Raw genomic sequence first — 21683 nt, forward strand, 5'->3', positions numbered from 1 at the left:
TCCCGGGGCCGTGCCGCCCACCCCGGCTGGGGTGCGGGAGGCGCGCTGCTGCGGTCGTGCACCAGGTATAACGCCCCGGCCCGGTCCCCGATTCCACCACCGGGGTGTCCCCGACCACCCCCAAACCCGACACCCCCGCCCACCCGCGGACACCGTCACCTACCCGCCCGATCCCGTCCACTCGCTCCCGCACCGCACCGCACCGCGCCGCCCTGGGCTGGGCTGAGCTGGTGATCATGAAGTTGACGGCATCAGGTGTCCGTTTTGTCGCCGCCAACCTCATGATCGACGACCGGGGGCGGACCGGCACGGCTCGGCCCCACGAGAGATCTTGGAAGGAAACGGCCCTCATGGGGGCCAGAATCCTCCAAGATCTCAACCGCCCCAGCCCACTCCCCATTCGAGCCCTCGCAGAAGCCGGATGTCCGCTCTGTCCACGCCGACCCGGCAACGTCGCACAGTCCGACCCCCGGCGCGGACCGCACCGCCCCCCGCGCCCGCCCCGGCAGGAGATCTTGGTACGGGACCGCCCCGATGAGGGCGGTTCTGCACCAAGATCTCCTGGCGAGCCCAGTTGATCATGAAATAGGCGGGGACGAATCGGGCGGCGGGTGCCGCTAATCTCATGATCGACGGGTTGAGGGGTGGGCGGGAGCGGGGGGAACGGCGCCGGGTTGGGGTTACCCTGATGCCATGTCGGTCAGCACGCACGCGTACCTCGCCCGTCCCGGGCGACCCGCCGTGGTGGCGCGCACCCTCGACGAGCTGACCGGTCCCACCACGGGCATCGTCGAGCTGCCGGTACGCCTGATGTGGAGCAGCGAACGCGCGTTCGACCTGGGCGACCCCGACGAGCTGCTCTGGATGTACGAGAACGTGCTGCGCGAGACCACCCGCGTGGAGGACCTGCGCGAGCTGATCCACGCGGGCACGTTGCGCCGGTTGTGGCCGCTGCTCAACCTGCCCCGGGGCGTACGCCTGGCCTGGGAGGGCCGGCACCGGAGCCTGCTCCCGGCGTGACCCACCCGCACGAGTTCTACCGGCAGGTGGCCCGGGTGGCCCTGGCCGCCGCGGGCCCGCACCGCTTCGTGCTCGGCGGCGGCGTCGCGTGGGCCGCGCACGGCCTGGTCACCCGCCCCACCGAGGACGTCGACCTGTTCGCCGACGTGGAGGGCGCCGCCGCCGCTGCGGCCGACGGGGTACGCGCGGCGCTGGAACGGGCCGGCTACCGGGTGACCGAGGTGGATCCGGGCGGGCTGGGCGAGGTGTTCGACGGCTTCGACCGGGATCTGCGCGACTTCGTGGTGAGCCGGGACGGGCGGCAGATCCGGCTCAGCCTGGCCCGCCTGGACCGGCACCGCAGCCCGGTGGTGATGGATCTCGGCCCGGTCATGGACGTGCGCGACCTGATCGCCAACAAGACCGCCGCGCTGGTGAACCGGCGGGAGGTACGCGACTACATCGACGTGTCCGCCGCGCTGGACCGGTACACGGTGGCGCAGTTGCTGGAGCTGGCCCGGCAGGTGGACCCGGCGCTGGACGACGAGGACGTGCGCGCGGCGGGCCGCTACCTCGACGGCCTGGCCGACCGGCGGTTCACCCGCTACGGCCTGGACGCGCCGGGCATCGCCGAGGTACGCCGCCGGATGGCCGCCTGGCCCCGCTGAACAGCGGAACCAGACGGCCGGCGCGGAACAGACGGCCGCCAAGGGGGCCGGGCGGGCGACGGCTCACTTCGTCGGGCGGCCACCGGTGACGCCGAGGATCTCGCCGGTGACGTAGCTGGACTCCTGCGAGGCGAAGTAGACGTACGCGGGCGCCAGCTCGGCCGGCTGACCGGGACGGCCCAGCGGCGTGTCGGTGCCGAACTCCTTCACCTTCTCCCTCGGCATGGTGGCCGGGATCAGCGGCGTCCAGATCGGGCCGGGCGCCACCGCGTTGACCCGGATGCCGCGCTCGGCCAGGTTCTGCGCGAGCGCCTTGGTGAAGTTGGCGATGGCGGCCTTGGTGGTGGCGTAGTCGAGCAGCTGCGGCGACGGGTCGAACGCCTGGATCGACGACGTGTTGATGATCGTCGAACCTTCCTTCATGTGCGGCACCGCGAACTTGCAGAGCCAGAACATGGCGTACACGTTGGTCTTGAAGACCCGGTCGAACTGCTCGGTGGTGATGTCGAGCAGGCCGTTGTCCTGCGACATCTGGTACGCCGCGTTGTTGACCAGGATGTCGACGCCGCCGAGGTCGCGTACCGCCTGGTCGACAAGGGCGCGGCAGTTGTCCTCCTCGCGCAGGTCGCACCGGACCGCGACGCCGGTGCGCCCGGCCCGCTCGATCAGGGCGACCGTCTCCCGGGCGTCCTTCTCCTCCTCGTCGGCGAGGTAGGTGACGAGCACGTCGGCGCCCTCGCGGGCGAACGCGATCGCCACGGCCCGGCCGATGCCGGAGTCACCGCCGGTGATGATCGCGCGCTTGCCGGTGAGCCGGTCGCTGCCCCGGTACGACTCCTCACCGTGGTCGGGCTTCGGCCCCATCTCCTGCTCGTTGCCGGGCGGCGTCTGCTGTTGCGACGGCTGGCCCGCGCGCTGTCCGTACTGCTCGGCCGGGTGCTGCTGGGTGAACTGGTCCTCGCTCATGGATGCGCCCCTACCCCGGTGACCGGCGGGAAAACAGCAGCGCGTGACCGGAAGGGAAACAGTTCGGGCCGGTGTGGCGCAGGTGACATGTGGTGGTTATGGTGCGCAGCGGCGCCCACGAGGCGCGTACCCCCCATTCGGAAAGGCACCTCATGACCTCCTCCTCCGGCGCCTCGCGGCGCCAGGTGCTGGCCGTCGCGGCCGCCGCCGCGACCGCTCCCCTGCTGGCCGGCACGCCCGCCGGGGCGAAGCCGAAGCAGCCGAAGACCTGGGACCTGACGATCCTCGGCACGTCGGACACCCACGGCAACGTCTACAACTGGGACTACTACAGGGACGCGGAGTTCGACGACAGCAAGCACAACGACGTCGGCGTCGCGAAGCTCGCCACACTGGTCAACCAGATCCGCGCCGAGCGCACCGGCCGGGCCACGCTGGTCCTGGACGCCGGTGACACCATCCAGGGCACGCCGCTGGCGACCTACTACGCCAAGCAGGAGCCGATCACCAGCACCGGTGAGACGCACCCGATGGCCCGAGCCATGAACATCCTCAAGTACGACGCGGTGACGCTCGGCAACCACGAGTTCAACTACGGCCTGCCGCTGCTGGCGACCTGGATCGAGCAGCTCGGCTTCCCGGCCCTCGCCGCGAACGCGCTGAACGCCAAGACCGGCAAGCCGGCCTTCCTCCCGTACGTGATCAAGGAGGTCAAGCTCGGCGGGCACGGCGCACCGAAGCTGCGCGTGGGCATCCTCGGCCTGACCAACCCCGGCGTGGCCATCTGGGACAAGGGCAACGTCGAGGGCCGCCTGGTCTTCGCCGACATGGTCGCCACCGCCGCGAAGTGGGTGCCGGAGATGCGCCGTCGTGGCGCCGACCTGGTGGTCATCTCCGCCCACGGCGGCGACAGCGGCACCTCCAGCTACGGCCCGGAGCTGCCGAACGAGAACCCGACCGCGCTGATCGCCGAGCAGGTCCCCGGCATCGACGCGATCCTGTTCGGCCACGCGCACAACGAGGTGCCGGAGAAGTTCGTCACCAACCGCACCACCGGCGAGCGGGTCCTCACCTCGGAGCCGTCCAAGTGGGGCCAGCGGCTGACCCGGATGGACTTCACGCTGACCCGGGAGAAGGGCCGCTGGACGGTCACCGCCAAGTCGGCAACCACGCTCAACACAAACACCGTGGTCGAGGACCCGGCGGTGCTCGCGGCCGTACGCGGCCAGCACGCCAAGACCGTCGAGTACGTCAACCGGGTCGTCGCGCGGTCCAGCGTGGAACTGTCCGCCGCCGAGTCGCGGTACAAGGACACCCCGATCCTGGACTTCATCAACCACGTCCAGACCGAGGTCGTCACCGAGGCCCTCGCCGGCGGCGAGTACGCGGGCCTGCCGGTGCTGTCCATCGCCGCGCCGTTCAGCCGCACCGCGGTGTTCCCGCAGGGCGACGTGCGCATCCGCGACGTGGCGGGCCTCTACGTGTACGACAACACGCTGGAGGCGGTCGTGCTGACCGGCGCCGAGGTGAAGGCGTACCTGGAGTACTCGGCGAAGTACTTCAAGACCTTCCCGGTCGGCACCACTGTCGACGTCGAGAACATCAACGACACCAACGTGCCGGACTACAACTACGACGTGTTCTCCGGCGTCGACTACGACATCGACATCGCCAGGCCGGTCGGGCAGCGGATCACCCGCCTGGTGCTGGCCGGCACCGACACGCCGGTCGCGGCGGACGCCCGGTTCGTGGTGGCGGTGAACAACTACCGGCGCAGCGGCGGCGGCAACTTCCCGGGCATCGTGAAGACCCAGGTCTACAACGCCCAGCAGGAGATCCGCCAGTTGCTCATCGACTGGGCGCAGGCCAGGGGCGTCATCGACCCGGCCGACTTCTTCGTACCCAACTGGAAGCTGGTCCGCGACGGCGTGCCGGTCTTCTGACCGTGGGGCGGCGGGGTCCGGGCGGGTGCCCGGGCCCCGTCAGCCGCCCGCGCGCAGATGCCACTCCGACTCCCCGCCGACCGGGTCCGGCCGGTCCGGCGGGAACTCGGTCTCGGCGGACTCGATCCGCTCCTCCGGGCGTACCCGGACCGGCAGTTCGCCGAAGCGGACGTGCCGCAGGAACGCGTACTCCTCGTCGGTGAACGACTCGGCCGGCTCGCTCATGAGCGCATTGTGCGCCCACCCCTCAGGTCCCCGCATCAACCGCTCCGGCAGGGGTATGCCGCCGCGACGATTCGGCGACGAGGTGGAGGAGCCATGCGCGCAGTACGGATGACCGCACCCGGTGTGCTGGAGCACACGGAGGTGCCCACGCCGCAGGCCGGCCCCGGCGAGGTGCTGCTGCGCGTCGGCGCGGTCGGCGCCTGCCACTCCGACCTGCACATCCTCGACGCGCCGGCCGGGGTGTTCCCGGTCCCGATCACGCTCGGCCACGAGGTCGCCGGCACCGTCGACACGGTCGGCGCCGGTGTGGACGGCTGGTCGCCCGGCGATCGGGCCGCCGTCTACGGCATCATCGGCTGCGGCCGGTGCCGGGCCTGCCTGCGCGGCGAGGAGAACCGCTGCCGGGTCACCCCGGTCGGCGGCATCGGGCTCAGCCGCGACGGCGGGCTCGCCGAGTACGTGGTGGTGCCCGCGTCCCGGCTGCTGCCTGTCGGTGACATGGACCTGACCCAGGCGGCGCCGCTGACCGACGCCGGGCTGACCCCGTACCACGCGGTGGACCTGGCACGGCCCCGGCTGCGGCCCGGCACCTCCTGCGTGGTGATCGGCATCGGCGGCCTGGGGCACATGGGGTTGCAGATCCTGCTGGCCACCACCGCGGTGCGGGTCGTCGCGGTGGACACCAACACCGCCGCGCTGGACCTGGCCACCCGGCTCGGCGCGCACCACACCGTGCAGGCCGGCCCGGACGCGGTGGAGAGGATCCGCGAGCTGGTCGGGCCGGCGCCGGACGGCGCGGACGTGGTGCTCGACTTCGTCGGCGCGCAGCCCACCCTGGACACCGCCCGGCAGGTGGTCGCCACCGGCGGGCAGATCCTGCTGGTCGGCCTGGCCGGCGGCACCCTGCCGGTACGGCCGGTCGCCGACGAGCCGCCGCCGGTGCCGTTCGAGGCCGGTGTGGTGGTGCCGTTCTGGGGCACCCGCGCCGAGCTGCAGGAGGTGATCGCGCTGGCCCACGACGGCCGGCTGCACGCCGACGTGCACACGTTCCCCCTGGCCGAGGCGCCGCAGGCGTACGAGGCGCTGCGCCGGGGCGAGGTGCGGGGGCGGGCGGTCATCGTCCCCTGACGCGGGGACGCTCAGTCGTGCTGAACGACCGCCGCGGCCCGTGCCCTCGCGGGCAGGCGGTCGAGCAGCGCCAGCCCGGCCCGCACCGGACGCCGGTCGAGCACCTCGGCGAAGCTCGCCCGGCCCTGACAGAACCGGACGAACATCCGCCAGCCGGGCGGGCTCGCGAGCATCGCGTGGAACACCTCGGGCCGCCGCTCGAACACCTCCAGCAGCCGGTGCCCGGCGCGCATCTCCGGCGTCAGCCGCCGGTCGACCTCGCGGGCGTACGCGTCGAGGTCACCGGCGGCCACCGCCTCCCCGGCCAGCCGGCCCGAGCGCAGCGCGTAGCTGATCCCCTCGCGGCTCCACGGCTCCAGCAGGCCGGCGGCGTCCCCGGCGACGAGCACCCGGCCGTGCCGCAGCGGGGAGTCCCCGGTGCGGCAGCGGGTCAGGTGGCCGGAGTCGTGCTCCGGCCTCACCCCGGACAGTCCGAGCCGGTCGGTGAAGTCGCGCAGGTAGGCGCGGGTGCGGTCACCGTCGCCCCGGGCCGCGATGACGCCCACTGTGAGACGGTCGCCCTTGGGGAACACCCACGCGTAGGAGCCGGGCAGCGGCCCCCAGTCGAGCAGCACCCGGCCGCGCCAGCGGTCCCGCTCGGCGGCGTCCACCGGCAGTTCCAGTTCCAGGCCCAGGTCGACCTGGCGGAAGCGCACCCCGACGTGGCGCGCCGTCACGCCGGAGGAGCCGTCCGCGCCGATGACGGTACGGGCGCGTACCAGCTCACCGCCGGCCAGGCGCAGGCGTACCTCGTCGGGGTCCTGCTCGATCGCGCGGACCGCGACGCCCTCGCGGACCTGCGCCCCGGCGGCGACGGCGGCGGCGCGCAGCCGGTCGTCGAACTCCTCCCGGCGGATCATGGTGACCAGCGGCGCCGGGTGCCGGCGGGTGAACGCGCGCCGCCCGTCCCGGGTGAACGTGAGCCGGTCCACCCGGTCGTGGGCGGGCACCTCGACGCGGCCGGCGACCTCGGCCAGCGACGTCCCGATCAGGCCGCCCCCGCAGGTCTTGTAGCGCGGATGGGTGGCCCGTTCGACAACGAGCGTGCGGACGCCGGCACTGGCCGCGGCGTGCGCGGCGGAGAGTCCGGCGGGTCCGCCGCCGACCACGACGAGATCCATGATCACGGGAGCAGCCTAGGGCACCGCCGTGCCGCACCGCCCGGTACGACAGCCGAACGGGTGAGCATCATCGCCGCGCATCCGGGTAACCGCCGGTCGCCGGCCGTCCGCGGGGCGGGCGGTCCACGCCGAGGAGGGAAGCGATGCCTCAGGTCCAGTTGTCCGCCGTCGAGGAACGGGTCTACCAGGCGGTGTCCGCGCTGGAGGTGCAGGGACACGTCCCCTACCCGGACCTGATCGCCCAGGAGACCGGGATGACCGAGGAGGAGCTGCGCGAGCCGCTGCACTCGCTCACCGAGCGGGGTCTGCTGCATCGCGAGGACTCCCCGATGTCAGGTCTGGACTTCGGACCCCGGTGGTGCGCGCGTCAGGTGGCGTGATCGGGTCGTTTGCCCCACCGGGCACCGGGTAGCGATCGGAGTCGGGTGAGCGACGGTCAGTGGGGGGCACGATGAGCGAGGGCCGGGCGTCGACCCCCGGGTACGACGACCGGCGCCGCTGGCGCGCGCTGAGCGTCGGCCTGATCGCGGCGTTCATGACGCTGCTGGACGTCAGCATCGTCAACGTCGCGGTGCCGTCGATCGACCGGGCGTTGCAGGCCACGCCGAGCGACCTGCAGTGGGTGCTGTCCGGGTACGCGCTGACGTTCGGCCTGGTGCTGGTGCCGGCCGGGCGCTTCGGCGACGCGCGCGGGCGGCGTACCGCGTTCGTGGTCGGGGTGGGCCTGTTCACGCTGACCAGCGCGCTGGCCGGCCTGGCCCGCTCGCCGGAGTGGCTGGTCGTGGCCCGGCTCGTCCAGGGTGCCGCCGCCGGTGTGGTGAATCCCCAGGTCAGCGGCATGATCCAGGAGCTGTTCCGGGGTGCGGACCGGGGCCGGGCGTTCGGGCTGCTCGGTGCGACCATCGGCATCTCCACCGCCGTCGGCCCGCTGCTGGGCGGGCTGCTCATCCAGCTCGGCGGCACGGAGCACGGCTGGCGGTGGGTCTTCTTCGTGAACATCCCGGTCGGGATCGTGGCGATGCTGCTCGGCTGGCGGCTGATGCCGGCCCGGCCGACCAACCCCGCCGGCCGGGGCCGGCTCGATCCGCTCGGTGTGCTGCTCCTCGGCGCCGGGGTGACGGTGATCCTGCTGCCGCTGGTGCAGCGGGAGCAGTGGCGGGGCGCGGGCAAGTGGCTGCTGATCCCCGCCGGCCTGCTGCTGCTCGCCGGGTTCGCGCTCTGGGAGCACCGGTACGCCCGGCGCGCGCAGCCACTGTTCGACCTGCGGCTGTTCACCGTGCGCTCGTACACGCTGGGCGCGCTGATCGGCCTCATCTACTTCGCCGGTTTCACCGCGATCTTCTTCATCTTCACGCTCTACCTCCAGATGGGCCTGGGTTACAGCGCGCTCGTGGCCGGCCTGGCGATCACCCCGTTCGCGCTCGGTTCGGCGCTCGCCTCCGCGCTCGGCGGCCGGGTGGTCACCCGGTACGGCCGTCCGCTCGTCGCGATCGGGCTGGCGGCGGTGGTGGCCGGGCTGGTCGCGACCGACCTGGTGCTGGCCGGCGGGCCGCACGAGAACGTGCCGTTGCGGACCGCGCTGCCGCTGCTGGTCGCCGGGCTGGGCAGCGGCCTGGTGATCGCGCCGAACCAGACGCTCACGCTGTCCGAGGTGCCGGTGCCGATGGCCGGCAGCGGCGCGGGGATGCTCCAGACCGGGCAGCGCATCGGGTCGGCCGCCGGCATCGCGGCGGTGGGCGCGCTGTTCTTCTCGACGCTCGCCGCGGACCGCGGCGACTGGAGCACGGCGTTCCGCCACTCGCTGCTGCTCGCCGCCGGGATCGTCGTGCTGGCGCTCGGCGCCGCCGTGGCGGACATCGTGCTCGGTCACCGGCGGGCGGCGGGCGGCTCCTGATCGGCGGCGGGCAGCAGGACTGTGGTGATCAGCCGCCGGGTGCGGCCGGGGCCGGGGCGCAGGGCCGCGTACTCGGCGAACAGCTCGCGGAACCGGGTGACGAACTCGGCGGTCTCGTCGTCGGTGGCGTGGAACGCGTTCTGCCGGTAGCCGGCCACGTCGCGGGCCAGGTCTCCCCCGCCGGCGTCGAGGTAGCCGTCGAAGTCGGCGAGCAGGCCCGCGACGAAGGTGAGGAACGCCTGGCGGTGCCGCTGCGGGCTCATGGCCCGGGCCTCGTCCGGGTCGACCGACGCGGCGGCCTCGTGGAGCCGGTAGCTGCGTTCGACGGCGCCGCGGGCCTGCCGCTGTCCCACCGTGTGCAGCACGCCGTGGTCGGCGAGCGTGGCCACCTGCCGGTAGAGCGTGGCCGGTGGGACGTCACTCAGCTCGGCGCGCAGGTCGGCGGTGGTGAGCGTGCGGCCACCCAGGAACGCCTGGACGATGCGCAGCCGGACCGGGTGCAGCAACAGCTCCACGGTGTCGAGTGCCACAGCGGCTCCCCTTTTGTTATCGCCTCCGGTAATGTTCTCACTGACGATAACAGAAGCGAGGAGTCCACCGATGGCCACCATCGACCTCACCCCCGACCGCGTCGACGTCCGGCTCACCACCGCCGAGAAGATCTGGGCCCTGCGCGGCGACCTGTCGTTCCCCCGCTCCGCCGTCGCCGGCGCCGCCGTCGTGCCGGACGGGGCGCGCGCCACCCGCGGCATCCGGGCGCCCGGCCTCGGCGTGCCCCGCACGCGCAACGTCGGCACCTGGCGCGGCAAGGCCGGCAAGGAGTTCGTCAGCGTCCGCGGCGGCCAGCCGGCCGTCCGCATCACCCTCACCGGCCAGGCGTACGACTCCCTGCTCATCGGTGCCGACGACGCCGACGCCCTGGCCGCGGCAGTGCTGCGGTGACGATCGACCGACCGCTCGCCGTCGACTCGGCCGGGCAGCGGCTGTCCGGCACGCTCACCCTGCCCGACGGAGCCGGGCCGCACCCGGTGGCGCTGCTGCTGCCCGGCTCCGGGCCGATCAACCGCGACGGCGACCACCGCCGCCTGCCACTGGGGATCCAGCGGCACCTGGCCGCCGCGCTGAGCGGGGCCGGATTCGCTGTCGCCCGGTACGACCGGCGGGGCGTCGGCGAGAGCAGCGGCGAGTTCCCGCGTACCGGCTTCCACGACAACGTCGACGACGCGGCGGCGGTGTTCGCGGCGCTGCGCGACGACCCGGCCGTGGACGCCGGGCGGATGTTCCTGGTCGGGCACAGCGAGGGCGCGCTCACCGCGATCGCGCTCGCCGCGCGCGGCGTACCGGTGGCGGGCCTGGTCCTGCTCTCCGCGCCCGGGCGCACCGGCGCCGAGGTGCTGCGCTGGCAGGCCGGGCGGCTGCTGCCCACGCTGCCCGGGCCGGTACGCCTGCTGCTGCGGCTCACCCGCACCGACCTGGTGGCGAAGGTGGCCCGCAACCACGAGAAGATCCTCGCCACCGACAAGGACGTGGCGTGGGTCGGCGGGCAACGGCTCAACGCCCGCTGGTTCCGGGAGTTCCTGCGCTACGATCCCCGGCCGGACCTGGCGCGCGTCGAGGCCCCGATCCTCGCGCTCACCGGCGACAAGGATTTGCAGACCGACCCCGCCGACCTGCCGGTCATCGCCGCGCACGCGGGCGGGCCGGTGCGGACCGGGGTGCTGCCGGACGTCACCCACGTGCTGCGCCGCCAGCCCGGACCGCCGTCGCTGCGGGCGTACCGGGACGAGGCGAAGCAGCCGCTGGACCCGTCGGTGGTCGAGCCGGTGCTGTCGTGGCTCACCGCGCACAGCGACTGAGGACACGCGAAAGGCCGGCACCCGATCCGGGTACCGGCCTTTCGTCAGCTCTTACTTGTTCCAGTGCTCGGCGACGATCTCGGCGGCCTGGTTCTCCCACTGCGCGTACGCGTCGGGGTAGGCGCTGACCTGCACGGTCTGCGCGGCCTCGGTCAGCGGCATGTCCTGCCAGCCGTCGACCTGCTTGAGACCCTTGAGGAACGCCAGCGTCGAGTACTCGGGGTCGGTGATCTGCTCCGGCGTGCCCCAGCCGCTGGACGGCCGCTGCTGGAACAGGCCCAGCGAGTCGTGGTCGTTGCGGTCACCCAGGTGACCCAGGTTCTCCAGCTTCGACTCCTGCAGCGCGGTGGCGATCGAGACGACCGCGGCCCGCTCGGGCAGGCCCGCCTTCTTGGTGGCCGCGATGACGGCCTTGGCGTTGGCCAGCTGCTCGTCGTTCAGGTCCACGTGCGACTGCGCGCCCTGCGGACTGACGCTCTGGACCGCGACCGCGGCGGGCTTGGCGGTCTCCGTCGCGTGCGCGGCGACCGGGCCGGCGAAAACGCCACCGGTGAAGGCGAGACCGGCGACACCGAGAATGCTCTTGCGCAGGATCGTGTTCATGGTGGCTCCGTTCGGGGGTCGACGCATCCGGGGGTGGACGCGTGGGCACCGTCAGGCGCTCAAGAAGTTCGGGGGGCCGGCAGCGCGAGGCGTGCCGGGTGTGCAACGACCGGCGGCCCGGGGCTGTTCCCGGGGGCGCCGCTCCGGTCGCGCACCGGGTTACAACGCCACCCGCCCGCCCCCGATTCCGCCCGCGCGGTGCCGCCCACCACAGCGCAACCGGACACTCCGCCCACAGGCCCGCCCTCCCGCCCTCCCCCGTCGATCTTGGAGTTGTGGCGCCCAGGATGTCCGGTTCACGAGGTCTGCGAGGTGCCACAACTCCAAGATCGGCGGGGATCAGCCCCGCGCGCGGAACGGCCGGCCCCGGAAGGGGCCGGCCGTTCGCTACGGGTGTCGGGTCACCAGACCTGCTGGACGATGTCCGCCGCCTGCTCCTCCCACTGCGCGTACGCGTACGGGTAGGCGGACACCTGGACCGTCTGCGCGGCGGTGGTCAGCGGCAGCTCGTGCCAGCCGCCGACGTTCTTCAGCGCGTTGAAGAACGCCTTGCTGGAGTAGTCCGGGTCGGTGATCTGCTCGGACGTGCCCCAACCGGACGACGGGCGCTGCTGGAACAGGCCCTCCGAGTCGTGGTCGTTGTACGCGCCGAGGTGACCCAGGTTGTACAGCTTCGACTCCTGGAGCGAGGTGGCGACGCCGATCACGGCGCCCCGCTCCCCCACGCCGGTCTCCTTGGCCGCCTCGACGATGGCCTTGGCGTTGTCGAGCTGCGCGTCGTCGAGCGGGATGCGCGACTGCGCGCCCTCGACGCCGTGCGGCACGAGCTTCTCCTTGGCCGGCCGGTCGGCCCGGGTCGGCACCTTGTCCAGGCCGGTGGTCTGGCCGGGCTTGACCGCCTCGGTGGAGGTCTTCTTGCCGGTGGCCAGGTCGATGGCGGCCTTGGCGCCGGCGTGCGGCCCGCTGGTCACCGGCGCGGCCACGGCGACCGGGCCGACGGCCAGCCCGCCCAGTACGGCCACACCCGCCACGCTGAGCACCGCACGGCGGTTACGGGAGACGGCGGCGGTCTTCGCGACGGCGGTCTTCGCGATGGCGGGGAGCCATCGAGTGAAGTGCTGCTTCACGATGGTTGCCCTTTCGATCGTTACGACGCGCTCCGGGGTGAGCGCCCCTCGAGGGACTACCGCCGGGTAGGTGTTTGGATTCCGGCGGTACGGGGGACACAACCAGCCCGCCGTGTCGGTCATTCCGGAAATGCCAGGTACGGCGCGGGCTGCGGCCCAGGTCACCCGGGATTCCGGGCAGGCGCGCCGTTCCGGCGGCGGACCGGGACGATCAGGCCGGAGCGCCGAACCGGACCAGCACGTGCCAGAGCTGCTTGAGGTGCTGCGACGTCACCTCGACCGGTCCCCGGTCGGCCCAGCGCTGCGGTTCGCGTACCACCGAGGCGGCGGCGCGGCCCACGAGCGCCGCGTGCAACGGCTCCCCCGGGTGCCCGAACTCGGCGGCCACCCGCGCGGCCAGCGGCGGGATGTCCGGGCCCCGGAACTCCGCGTCCACGCCGTCGACCGGCAGCACGAAGCCCGGGTGGAACCGCAGCGCCAGGCCGTGCCGCGCGGCGATCGCCTCCAGGCGCCGTCCCACGTCGGTGCCACGGAACGACGGGTCGACCACGAGCGCCTCCACGTCGCGGGCCAGGCTGATCTCGCCGTGCACCTGCGCCTCGACGTAGTCGTCAAGCGCCCGGCCGACCCGCCCGGACTCCCGCTCGCGGCGGCACAGCAGCGTCCGCAGCAGCGTGCCGGTGTCCATGCCGGCCACGCCCAGGGCGACGCCGGTCCCGGCGGTGGCGGTCAGCAACGCGGCGAACACCGGCTCGAAGACATCGGCGGTGCCGAACTCGGTGGGCTCGACGTGGCTGTCCCCGAAGCTGAACGTGGCCCGGGCCAGCACCTCCGGGCGCAGCCGCAGGTGGCAGGAGCCGAACCGGGGGCACGCGCCGTCGGCGTGGTCGAGCAGGTTCAGGCCGCCGTACTTCGGGCGCTCCGCGGGCAGCACGCCCGGCCGCTGGTACGCGCCGCCGAACATCGCCCGCTCCCACACGTCCCGGTCGCCGCCCGGGTACGCGGTCAGGCCGCCGTTGGAGATGCCGGTCTCGAACTGGCTGCGGTAGACGCCCTCCTCGTCCAGCGCCTCGACCACTGTGCGGCCGTCCCGCAGCACCCGGTCGGGGTGGAAGTTGAGCGTCAGACGGCCGTACCCGGTGATCGCGTCGACGACCTCCTCGTACCGGTAGGTGGCGCCGGAGGCGGCGAGGTGGTCGGCGATGACGGCGAGCGCCGACGGGCGGTCGCGCAGCGCGATGTCGCGAACGTGGCGCAGCGCGGCGGACTGGGCGGCGGTGAGGGTGGCGACGGGCACGGGCCCGAGTATCACCGGACGGCGGGCCGCGCGGCCACACGGTTTTCCGGGCCGCTCCGAAGCGGACGGAGACGCGGCTGTCCCGGGCACTGACGGCCGCAAGACGCCGCGCGGGCCCGGCCGGGCCCGCGCGAACCTGTCGTCCTCAGTGGCCCCGGGCGATCCACTCGTCCAGGTGCGGCGCCTCGGCCCCGATCGTGGTGTCGTCGCCGTGCCCGGTGTGCACCACCGTCTCCGGCGGCAGCGTGAGCAGCCGGGTACGGATCGACTCGACGATGGTGCCGAAGTCGCTGTACGAGCGTCCGGTCGCGCCCGGCCCACCGGCGAACAGGGTGTCCCCGGTGAAGACGGCGCCCAGGTCGGGGGCGTAGAGGCTGCACGCGCCGGGGCTGTGGCCCGGGGTGTGCAACACCCGCAGAGTGGTGCCGCCGACGGTGATCGTCTGCCCGTCGGTGAGGTCGCCGTCCGGTTCCGTGCCCGGGTGCGTCATGTCCCACAGCACCCGGTCGGCCGGGTGCAGCAGCACCGGAGCGCCGGTGGCCCGGGCCAGCTCGGGCGCGACCCGTACGTGGTCGTCGTGGGCGTGGGTGGCGACGATCGCCAGCACCCGCCGGTCACCGATGACCTCGCGGATGGCCGCCACGTCGTGCGGCGCGTCGAGGACGACGCACTCGGCGTCGTCGCCGATCACCCAGACGTTGTTGTCCACGTCGAACGTCTGCCCGTCCAGCGAGAACGTGCCGGAGGTGACGGCGTGGTCGACGCGGGCGGTCACGGGAAGACCACCACCGAGCGCAGCACGTCGCCGTGGTGCATCCGGGCGAACGCCTCCTCGACCTGGTCCAGGGCGATCTCCTCGGTGACGAACGCGTCCAGGTCCAGCCGGCCCTGCCGGTACAGCTCGGTCAGCATGGGGAAGTCGCGGCTGGGCAGGCAGTCGCCGTACCAGCTCGACTTGAGCGCGCCGCCGCGGCCGAAGACGTCGAGCAGCGGCAGGTCGACTGTCATCTCCGGCGTCGGCACGCCGACCAGCACGACGGTGCCGGCCAGGTCGCGGGCGTAGAACGCCTGCTTCCACGTCTCCGGACGGCCCACCGCGTCGATCACCACGTCGGCGCCGAAGCCGCCGGTGGCCGCGCGGATGGCCTCCACCGCGTCGTCCTCGGAGGCGTTGACGGTGTGCGTGGCACCGAACTTGCGCGCCCAGTCGAGCTTGCGGGAGTCGGTGTCCACCGCGATGATCGTGGTCGCACCGGCCAGTGCCGCGCCGGCCACCGCCGCGTCGCCGACGCCGCCGCAGCCGATCACCGCGACCGAGTCGCCCCGGGTCACGTTGCCGGTGTTCATGGCCGCGCCGAGACCGGCCATCACACCGCAGCCGAGCAGGCCGACAGCCGCCGGCCGGGCCGACGGGTCGACCTTCGTGCACTGCCCGGCGTGGACGAGCGTCTTCTCGGCGAACGCGCCGATGCCGAGCGCGGGCGTCAGCTCGGTGCCGTCGGTGAGCGTCATCTTCTGGGTGGCGTTGTGAGTGGCGAAGCAGTGCCACGGGCGGCCACGGCGGCAGGCCCGGCACTGCCCGCAGACCGCGCGCCAGTTGAGCACCACGAAGTCGCCGGGCGCCACGTCGGTGACCCCGTCGCCCACCTGCTCCACGATGCCGGCGGCCTCGTGGCCCAGCAGGAACGGGTAGTCGTCGTTGATGCCGCCCTCGCGGTAGTGCAGGTCGGTGTGGCAGACGCCGCACGACTGGATGCGGACCACCGCCTCGCCCGGCCCCGGGTCCGGCACCACGATGGTGGTGACCTCCACGGGCGCGCCCTTGCGCCGCGACACGACTCCCCGGACTTCCTGGCTCACGGTGCCTCCTCCGTTGCGTGGTCTGCCTCTGCCGAACCTACCGCTGATCATGACCCGCGACCCAACGAAGGCCGCCGGATTGTCCTGGTCATGACCGGGTACCCGGGATGCCGGCTCTACCAGGTGGGACGGGAGTGATCATGAGGTTGTCACATGCGCCACTGCGCGTCGCGATCGGCGCGTACATCCTGAACTCCGGGCTGGGCAAGCGGAACCTGGAGGGCGAGGCCGCCGCCGGGATGCACGGCATGGCGGCCGGTGCGATGCCGCAGCTGGGGCAGATCCCGCCGGACCGGTTCGGCGTGCTGCTGTCCCGGGGCGAGATCGCCCTCGGTGCGGCGCTGCTCGCCCCGTTCGTGCCGTCGCTGCTGGCCGGCGCCGCGCTCACCGCGTTCGGCGCCGGGCTGGTGCAGCTCTACCTGAAGACGCCGGGCATGCGCGAGGGCACCAGCCTGCGGCCCAGCGAGGCGGGCATCGGCCTGGCCAAGGACGTGTGGCTGGTCGGCGCGGGGCTGACGCTGGTGCTCGACTCGCTGGTCCGGCACCGGCGCTGAACCGGCCGCGCCGGGCCGCCCGCGCTGCCGGACCGGCCGCGTACTCAGGCCGGCGCCGCGACCACGACGGCGGCCCGCTCGTCGGCGAGCCGGCGGCGGGCGGCGTTGCGGTAGCGCAGCACCTGCACGGCGCCGAGCGCCCAGAGCAGGAACTGCACGGCGAACGCCCAGCGGAACGCGGACAGCGGCGGCGCGGCCTGCCCGGCCGGGGTGGCCAGGTCCAGCACCACACCGACGGCCAGGATCAGCACGATCGAGGCGGCGAAACCGCCGACGTTGACGATGCCGGTGGCGCTGCCGATGCGGCGCACCGGGTTGAACGAGCGGGCGTAGTCGAACCCGATCATCGAACCGGGACCATTCACCGCGAGCACCACCACGAGCGTCACGAGCAGCCAGTGCGGCGCGCGGCCGGGCCAGACCAGCACCACCGCCCACACCCCGGCGGTGGCGGCGGTGATCGCGAACACCACCGCCGAGCGGTGGAACGGGTGGCGGGAGCACAGGTGCGCGAGCACCGGCCCGCACACCAGCGTCGCCATCGTCATCAGCGTGAGCATCCCGGCCGCCGCGGTCGGCGAGAACCCCTGCCCCTGTACGAGGAACGGGTACCCCCACAGCAGGGCGAACACCGCGCCGGAGAACTGGGTGACGAAGTGCGTCCACAGCCCGAGCCGGGTACCGGGCTGGGCCCAGGCGTCGGCGAGCTGGCGGCGCACTGTGGCCAGGTCGGGGGCGAGCGCGGTGGCGTGCTCAGCGTGCGGGGTGTCGCGTACCGCGACGAGGACCAGCAGCACCACTGTCGCGCCGAGCGCCGCGGCGGTCAGGAACGCCGGGGTCCAGCCCGCCTGGTGCAGCAGCGCCACCAGGGGTACGGCGCCGAGCACCGCACCGAGCTGGCCGACGGTGCCGGTGAGCTGCACCAGCAGCGGGTTGCGCCGGCCGGGGAACCAGAACGCGACGATGCGCAGCACGCTGATGAAGGTCATGGCGTCGCCGAGCCCGACGAGCACCCGGGCGGCCACGGCGGCCGGCACGCCATCGGCGACCGCGAACAGGAGCTGCCCGGCCACCATGAGCGCGCCACCGGCCAGCAGCAGCCGGCGTGAGCCGTACCGGTCCAGCAGCACCCCGACCGGGATCTGCATGGCGGCGTAGACGGCGAGCTGCGCCACGGAGAAGGTGGCGAGCGCGGCGGCGTTGATGTGGAAGCGGTCCGCCGCGTCGACCCCGGTGACACCGAGCGAGCTGCGGTGGAACACGGCGGCCACGTACGCGGCCAGCGCCACCGCGTACACCAGGACGGCGGGCCGGCGACCCGCGTTCACCGCAGCGTCCCGAGCATCCGGGCGGCGGTGTCGATGTGCGCGGCCACCGCGTCGTGCCACGCCCGCGGGTCGTCGCCGTCGAGCGCGGCGAGCTGGCCGGCGTGTTCGGCGAGGGCGACCTCGGCCCAGCCGGGCGAGAGCCGGAAGCTCGCCTCGCCCATGCGCAGCTGGCGGTCGCGCAGCCTGTGGTACAGCTCGGCCAGGATCTCGTTGCCGGCCGCCTCCACCACCGCGGCGTGGAACGACCGGTCGGCGGCCATCAGCGCGGTGAGGTCACCGGCGGCGTGCGCGCGGCGCATCTCGTCCAGCCAGCGGGCCAGGTCGGCGCGCAGCTCGGCGCGGCGCGGCCAGACCCGGTCGGCGGCGTGCAGCTCGACCAGGCGGCGGGCCTCGATGACGTCGGCGATCTCCCGCGCCGAGACCGGCCGGATCAGCGCCCCGCGCTTCGGGTAGAGCTTGACCAGCCCTTCGGACTCCAGCCGCAGCAGCGCCTCCCGCACCGGCGTGCGGGACACGCCGGTCGCCTCGGCGATCTCCCCCTCGCTGACGAGCTGGCCGCCCGGGTAGACCTGTTCCAGGATGGCCTGCTTGAGGTGCCGGTACGCCCGCTCGGCGGCGGACAGCGCGGTCCGGCTGGGATGCGTCATGTATCTAAGCTTGCTCCCCGGGCCGCCCGGACGGCCCGGCGCGGGCCCGGACAGTGGCGCGGGCCACCGTCAGGCCCACAGCCGGCGCAGCAGCGCCTCCACCTCGGCGGTCCGCTCGATCTGCGGCATGTGCCCGGTGTCGGGGAACAGGTGACTGCGCGCGTGCGGCAGGCGGGTGCGGGCGTACGCCAGGTGCGCGGCGGGCAGGATCAGGTCGCGGTCGCCCCAGACGAGCAGCGTGGGCAGGTCGAGCGCGGCCACCGCGTCGAGCAGTTCGGTACGCCACCGCGGGCGTACGCCGCGCCAGGTCCCCAGGTCACGGACCAGCTCCAGCATCACCCGGGCCGCGTGCGGCTGCCCGGCCACGGCCAGCGCGAGGGCGATCCGTTCCTCGGTGACGTGCCCCGGGTCGTAGAAGATCGCCCGCTCGGTGCGGCGGACGATCCTCGGGTCGGGGCGCAGCAGCAGCCGGGCCAGCGGACGCACCGCGAGCAGCCGTAGCGCCACCGTCACCTCGCGGCCGAAGCCGGCGCTGTTCAGCAACGCCAGGCTGGCGACGCGCCGCGGTTCGTCGGCGGCCAGGCGCATCGCCACCGCCCCGCCGAGGGAGTTGCCGACCAGGTGCGCCGGGTCGCCCACCCCGGCCACGTCCAGGAAGCGGGCCACCGCCGCGGCCAGGGCCGGGAGCGTGTGCGGGCCGTCCAGCGGCGCGGAGCCGCCGTGCCCGGGCAGGTCCACCGCGAGCACCAGGTGGTCGCGCGCCAGCGCCGTGTGCAGGGCGGCGAAGTCGTCGAGGGTACGGCCGATGCCGTGCAGCAGCACCACGGGCGAGCCGTCCCCGCTGATCCGGCACCGGACGCGCCGCCCGTCGACTGTGGTCTCGCCGGCCGGGGGCAGGGCGAGCGTCACGCCCGGCGCCCGGATTCCGGCACGGCCTCCTCGCCGGTCCGGGCGGACGGCACCGGCACGTCGGCCCGGACCGCCGGCGCTTCGACGGCCGGAGTTGCGGATGTCTCGGCGGGCGCGGCTGCGGGGGTCTCGGCCGGCCCGGCCGGGCGCTGGCGCATGCCCAGGGCCAGCACCTTGCCGTACCCGGCGGGGGCGATGCGGGCAAGCAGGTCGGGCAGCTTCGCCGACCAGCCGATGAGCACCCGGCCCCGGCGGCGCTGGGCGCCGCGCAGGATCACCTCGGCGGCGGTGGCCGGGTCGATGGTGAGCAGCTTCTCGAACTGCTTGCGCCCGGCCTCGTACTCGTCGAGGGCCACGCCGCTGCCCACGCGGGCGCTGGCGGCGATCCGGGTCCGGATGCCGCCCGGGTGCACCGACGTGACGCCGACGCCGTCGTCGACGAGTTCGTGCCGCAGCGCCTCGGTGAAGCCGCGCACCGCGAACTTGCTCGCCGCGTACGCGGCCTGCCCGGCGGGCGCGATCAGGCCGAACAGGCTGGACACGTTGACCAGGTGGGCCCCGGGCTCGGCCTTGAGCGCGGGCAGCAGCGCGTGGGTCAGGCGTACCACCGCCCGGAAGTTGATCTCGATGACCCAGAGGAACTCCTCCAGGGTCACCTGGTCGAAGCGCCCGCCCAGCGCCACCCCGGCGTTGTTGATCAGCAGCCGGATCCGGGGGTGCGCGCGGTGGATCTCGGCGGCGACCCGGTCGGTGGCGTCGGCGTCGGCCAGGTCGACCAGGTGGGTCTCGACGCGCCGGTCCGGGTACGCGGCCCGGATCGCGGCGACTGTCGCGGCCAGGCCGTCGGCGTCCCGGTCGAGCAGCACCAGGTCGGCGCCGCGCCGGGCCAGCCCGTGGGCCAGCGCCGCGCCGATGCCGCTGGCCGCGCCGGTGAGCACCGCCGTGCCGCCGGGGAAGACGAGGTCACGCATCGGTTCCTCCCGAGGTGGTGGCCGCCGTGGCGGGTACGCCCGCGCGGGCGAACCGTACGCCGTCGGTGAGCGGGCCGTGCCGCATCAGGCGTACGTCGCGGGGATAGTTCTGGTGCAGCCGCCACGGCGCCTGCGGCCCCTGCTTGGGCAACTGGTCGACGGCACGCAGCACGTAGCCGGACTGGAGGTCGATGATCGGTTCGAGGTCGTCGGTGTCCGGCGCGAGCGGCGTGACGATCTGCTGCCCGGTGTCGTCGAGGTGGCGCAGCAACCGGCAGACGTACGTGGCCACGAGATCGGCCTTCAGCGTCCAGGAGGCGTTCGTGTAGCCGATGGTCATGGCGAAGTTCGGCACGCCGGACAGCATCATGCCCTTGTAGGCCACAGTCGAGGCGAGGTCGACCTCCGCGCCGTCGACCGCCAGCGTCATACCGCCGAGCGCGAGCAGGTTGAGGCCGGTGGCGGTGACCACCACGTCGGCGGGCAGTTCCTCGCCGGAGGCGAGCCGGACGCCCCGCTCGGTGAACGTGTCGATGGTGTCGGTGACAACCGACGCGCGGCCGGCGCTCAGCGCGGCGAACAGGTCCCCGTCCGGCACCACGCACAGGCGCTGGTCCCACGGGTTGTAGCGGGGCGAGAAGTGCCTGTCGACGTCGTACCCGGACGGGAGGCGGCCCTTCGCGGCGCGGCGCAGGAACCGCTTCACCACGCCGGGGGCACGGCGGCTGAGCTGGAAGTTGGCCACCCCGAGCGTGACGTTCTTCCACCGGGCCACCGCGTACGCGGCCTTCGGGGTCAGCCAGCGCCGCGCGGCGTCGGCGAACGGGTCGCGCGAGGGCAGCGCGATCACGTACGTGGGTGAGCGCTGGAGCATGGTGACGTGGGCGGCCCGCTCGGCCATGGCCGGGACCAGGGTGACAGCCGTGGCGCCGCTGCCGATCACCACGACCCGCTTGCCGGCGTAGTCCAGGTCGTCCGGCCAGTGCTGCGGGTGCACGAGCGTGCCGGCGTACCGCTCGACGCCGGGGAACCGGGGCGTGTAGCCCTCGTCGTAGCGGTAGTAGCCGGAGTTGGTGAACAGGAACCCGCAGGTGAGCGTGACGTCCTCGCCGGTGTCGTCGCGGTGGGCGTGCACCGTCCAGCGCGCGGTGGCGCTGTCCCACTCGGCGCGCAGGGCCCGGTGGTGGAAGCGGATGTGCCGTTCCACGCCGTACTCGCGGGCGGTCTGGCGCACGTACGCCCGGATGGCGTCGCCGTCGGCGATCGCCTTCGGATCGGTCCACGGCTTGAACGAGTAGCCGAGGGTGTACATGTCCGAGTCGGAGCGGATGCCCGGGTAGCGGAACAGGTCCCAGGTGCCGCCGATCGCGCCCCGGGCCTCCAGCACCGCGTAGGTCTTGCCGGGGCATTCGCGTCCGAGGTGGACGGCGGCGCCGATGCCGGACAGGCCGGCCCCGACGATGAGGACGTCGACGTGGTCTGCGGCCATCGGTTTCTCCCGTTCGCACCGGCGGTGGACCGGACACTATCCATCGCCGTCGACCGCAG

At 73.6% G+C, this 21683-nt stretch carries 23 protein-coding genes; 9 read left to right on the forward strand and 14 right to left on the reverse strand.

Features of this window, described 5'->3' with window-relative positions; translation table 11 throughout:
• The first annotated feature begins 693 nt into the window (after positions 1–693).
• Positions 694–1020, forward strand: coding sequence for a hypothetical protein (locus AB0B20_RS28110; RefSeq protein ID WP_357474817.1), 327 nt, complete (start codon positions 694–696; stop codon positions 1018–1020).
• Positions 1017–1667: a nucleotidyl transferase AbiEii/AbiGii toxin family protein gene (locus AB0B20_RS28115; RefSeq protein WP_357389811.1), complete on the forward strand. Its 651-nt coding sequence runs from the start codon at positions 1017–1019 to the stop codon at positions 1665–1667. Before AB0B20_RS28110 ends, AB0B20_RS28115 begins: the two co-directional genes overlap by 4 nt.
• A gap of 63 nt (positions 1668–1730) precedes the next feature.
• Here AB0B20_RS28115 and AB0B20_RS28120 read toward each other — a convergent pair whose 3' ends face one another.
• Positions 1731–2633, reverse strand: a complete 903-nt coding sequence (locus AB0B20_RS28120; RefSeq protein ID WP_357389813.1) for an SDR family oxidoreductase — start codon at positions 2631–2633, stop codon at positions 1731–1733.
• A gap of 152 nt (positions 2634–2785) precedes the next feature.
• On the opposite strand from AB0B20_RS28120, the gene AB0B20_RS28125 reads away from it, so the two are divergent.
• Positions 2786–4576: a 5'-nucleotidase C-terminal domain-containing protein gene (locus tag AB0B20_RS28125; protein WP_357474820.1), complete on the forward strand. Its 1791-nt coding sequence runs from the start codon at positions 2786–2788 to the stop codon at positions 4574–4576.
• Between the two features lie 39 nt (positions 4577–4615).
• Here the strand turns inward: AB0B20_RS28125 and AB0B20_RS28130 are convergent, their stop codons facing one another.
• A complete protein-coding gene (locus AB0B20_RS28130; protein ID WP_357389817.1) occupies positions 4616–4801 on the reverse strand; it encodes a hypothetical protein in 186 nt (61 codons plus the stop codon).
• Positions 4802–4894: 93 nt separating this feature from the next.
• Here AB0B20_RS28130 and AB0B20_RS28135 point away from each other — a divergent pair, with 93 nt between their 5' ends.
• Entirely contained in the window at positions 4895–5929 is a 1035-nt protein-coding gene (locus AB0B20_RS28135) for an NAD(P)-dependent alcohol dehydrogenase (RefSeq protein ID WP_357474822.1), read from the forward strand.
• A gap of 11 nt (positions 5930–5940) precedes the next feature.
• Here the strand turns inward: AB0B20_RS28135 and AB0B20_RS28140 are convergent, their stop codons facing one another.
• On the reverse strand, positions 5941–7089 hold the full coding sequence (locus AB0B20_RS28140) for a geranylgeranyl reductase family protein (RefSeq protein WP_357474866.1): 1149 nt from the start codon (positions 7087–7089) through the stop codon (positions 5941–5943).
• A 143-nt stretch (positions 7090–7232) separates the two neighbouring features.
• Here AB0B20_RS28140 and AB0B20_RS28145 point away from each other — a divergent pair, with 143 nt between their 5' ends.
• Positions 7233–7469 carry a hypothetical protein gene (locus tag AB0B20_RS28145; protein WP_043323944.1) on the forward strand — a complete coding sequence of 79 codons (237 nt, stop codon included), beginning with the start codon at positions 7233–7235 and terminating at the stop codon, positions 7467–7469.
• Between the two features lie 71 nt (positions 7470–7540).
• On the forward strand, positions 7541–8983 hold the full coding sequence (locus tag AB0B20_RS28150) for an MFS transporter (protein WP_357474825.1): 1443 nt from the start codon (positions 7541–7543) through the stop codon (positions 8981–8983).
• On the opposite strand, the gene AB0B20_RS28155 is transcribed toward AB0B20_RS28150, so the two are convergent.
• Positions 8956–9513 carry a helix-turn-helix domain-containing protein gene (locus tag AB0B20_RS28155; protein WP_357474828.1) on the reverse strand — a complete coding sequence of 186 codons (558 nt, stop codon included), beginning with the start codon at positions 9511–9513 and terminating at the stop codon, positions 8956–8958. The genes AB0B20_RS28150 and AB0B20_RS28155 overlap by 28 nt on opposite strands.
• A gap of 70 nt (positions 9514–9583) precedes the next feature.
• On the opposite strand from AB0B20_RS28155, the gene AB0B20_RS28160 reads away from it, so the two are divergent.
• Both AB0B20_RS28160 and AB0B20_RS28165 read left to right on the forward strand, forming a co-directional pair.
• Complete coding sequence (locus AB0B20_RS28160; protein ID WP_357474831.1) at positions 9584–9925, forward strand: hypothetical protein; 342 nt, start codon at positions 9584–9586, stop codon at positions 9923–9925.
• Positions 9922–10839, forward strand: coding sequence for an alpha/beta fold hydrolase (locus AB0B20_RS28165; RefSeq protein ID WP_357474834.1), 918 nt, complete (start codon positions 9922–9924; stop codon positions 10837–10839). The genes AB0B20_RS28160 and AB0B20_RS28165 overlap by 4 nt, the downstream gene beginning before the upstream one ends.
• 51 nt (positions 10840–10890) lie before the next feature.
• Here AB0B20_RS28165 and AB0B20_RS28170 read toward each other — a convergent pair whose 3' ends face one another.
• From AB0B20_RS28170 to AB0B20_RS28190, 5 genes are all read right to left on the reverse strand, one after another.
• Positions 10891–11442: a hypothetical protein gene (locus AB0B20_RS28170; protein ID WP_357474837.1), complete on the reverse strand. Its 552-nt coding sequence runs from the start codon at positions 11440–11442 to the stop codon at positions 10891–10893.
• Between the two features lie 401 nt (positions 11443–11843).
• Entirely contained in the window at positions 11844–12569 is a 726-nt protein-coding gene (locus tag AB0B20_RS28175; RefSeq protein WP_357389831.1) for a hypothetical protein, read from the reverse strand.
• 211 nt (positions 12570–12780) lie between these two features.
• Positions 12781–13881, reverse strand: coding sequence for a DUF3626 domain-containing protein (locus tag AB0B20_RS28180; protein ID WP_357474840.1), 1101 nt, complete (start codon positions 13879–13881; stop codon positions 12781–12783).
• A gap of 130 nt (positions 13882–14011) precedes the next feature.
• Complete coding sequence (locus AB0B20_RS28185) at positions 14012–14641, reverse strand: MBL fold metallo-hydrolase (protein WP_357389835.1); 630 nt, start codon at positions 14639–14641, stop codon at positions 14012–14014.
• Entirely contained in the window at positions 14638–15726 is a 1089-nt protein-coding gene (locus AB0B20_RS28190; protein ID WP_357474844.1) for an S-(hydroxymethyl)mycothiol dehydrogenase, read from the reverse strand. Before AB0B20_RS28190 ends, AB0B20_RS28185 begins: the two co-directional genes overlap by 4 nt.
• 140 nt (positions 15727–15866) lie before the next feature.
• Between AB0B20_RS28190 and AB0B20_RS28195 the strand changes: the two genes are divergently transcribed.
• Positions 15867–16280, forward strand: a complete 414-nt coding sequence (locus tag AB0B20_RS28195) for a hypothetical protein (RefSeq protein WP_357389837.1) — start codon at positions 15867–15869, stop codon at positions 16278–16280.
• A 44-nt stretch (positions 16281–16324) separates the two neighbouring features.
• Here the strand turns inward: AB0B20_RS28195 and AB0B20_RS28200 are convergent, their stop codons facing one another.
• The 5 genes from AB0B20_RS28200 to AB0B20_RS28220 form a co-directional block, all read right to left on the reverse strand.
• Positions 16325–17608 (reverse strand): MFS transporter, encoded by a 1284-nt coding sequence (locus AB0B20_RS28200; RefSeq protein ID WP_357474847.1) that lies wholly within the window; start codon positions 17606–17608, stop codon positions 16325–16327.
• Positions 17605–18255: a GntR family transcriptional regulator gene (locus AB0B20_RS28205; RefSeq protein ID WP_357389841.1), complete on the reverse strand. Its 651-nt coding sequence runs from the start codon at positions 18253–18255 to the stop codon at positions 17605–17607. The genes AB0B20_RS28200 and AB0B20_RS28205 overlap by 4 nt, the downstream gene beginning before the upstream one ends.
• Before the next feature lie 69 nt (positions 18256–18324).
• Positions 18325–19164: an alpha/beta fold hydrolase gene (locus AB0B20_RS28210; RefSeq protein ID WP_357389843.1), complete on the reverse strand. Its 840-nt coding sequence runs from the start codon at positions 19162–19164 to the stop codon at positions 18325–18327.
• Entirely contained in the window at positions 19161–20135 is a 975-nt protein-coding gene (locus AB0B20_RS28215) for an SDR family NAD(P)-dependent oxidoreductase (protein ID WP_357474850.1), read from the reverse strand. The genes AB0B20_RS28210 and AB0B20_RS28215 overlap by 4 nt, the downstream gene beginning before the upstream one ends.
• Entirely contained in the window at positions 20128–21624 is a 1497-nt protein-coding gene (locus AB0B20_RS28220; protein ID WP_357389847.1) for an NAD(P)/FAD-dependent oxidoreductase, read from the reverse strand. Before AB0B20_RS28220 ends, AB0B20_RS28215 begins: the two co-directional genes overlap by 8 nt.
• Positions 21625–21683: the final 59 nt, after the last annotated feature.

The organism is Micromonospora sp. NPDC049151 (assembly GCF_040648395.1).
In the GTDB taxonomy this organism is placed as follows: domain Bacteria; phylum Actinomycetota; class Actinomycetes; order Mycobacteriales; family Micromonosporaceae; genus Micromonospora.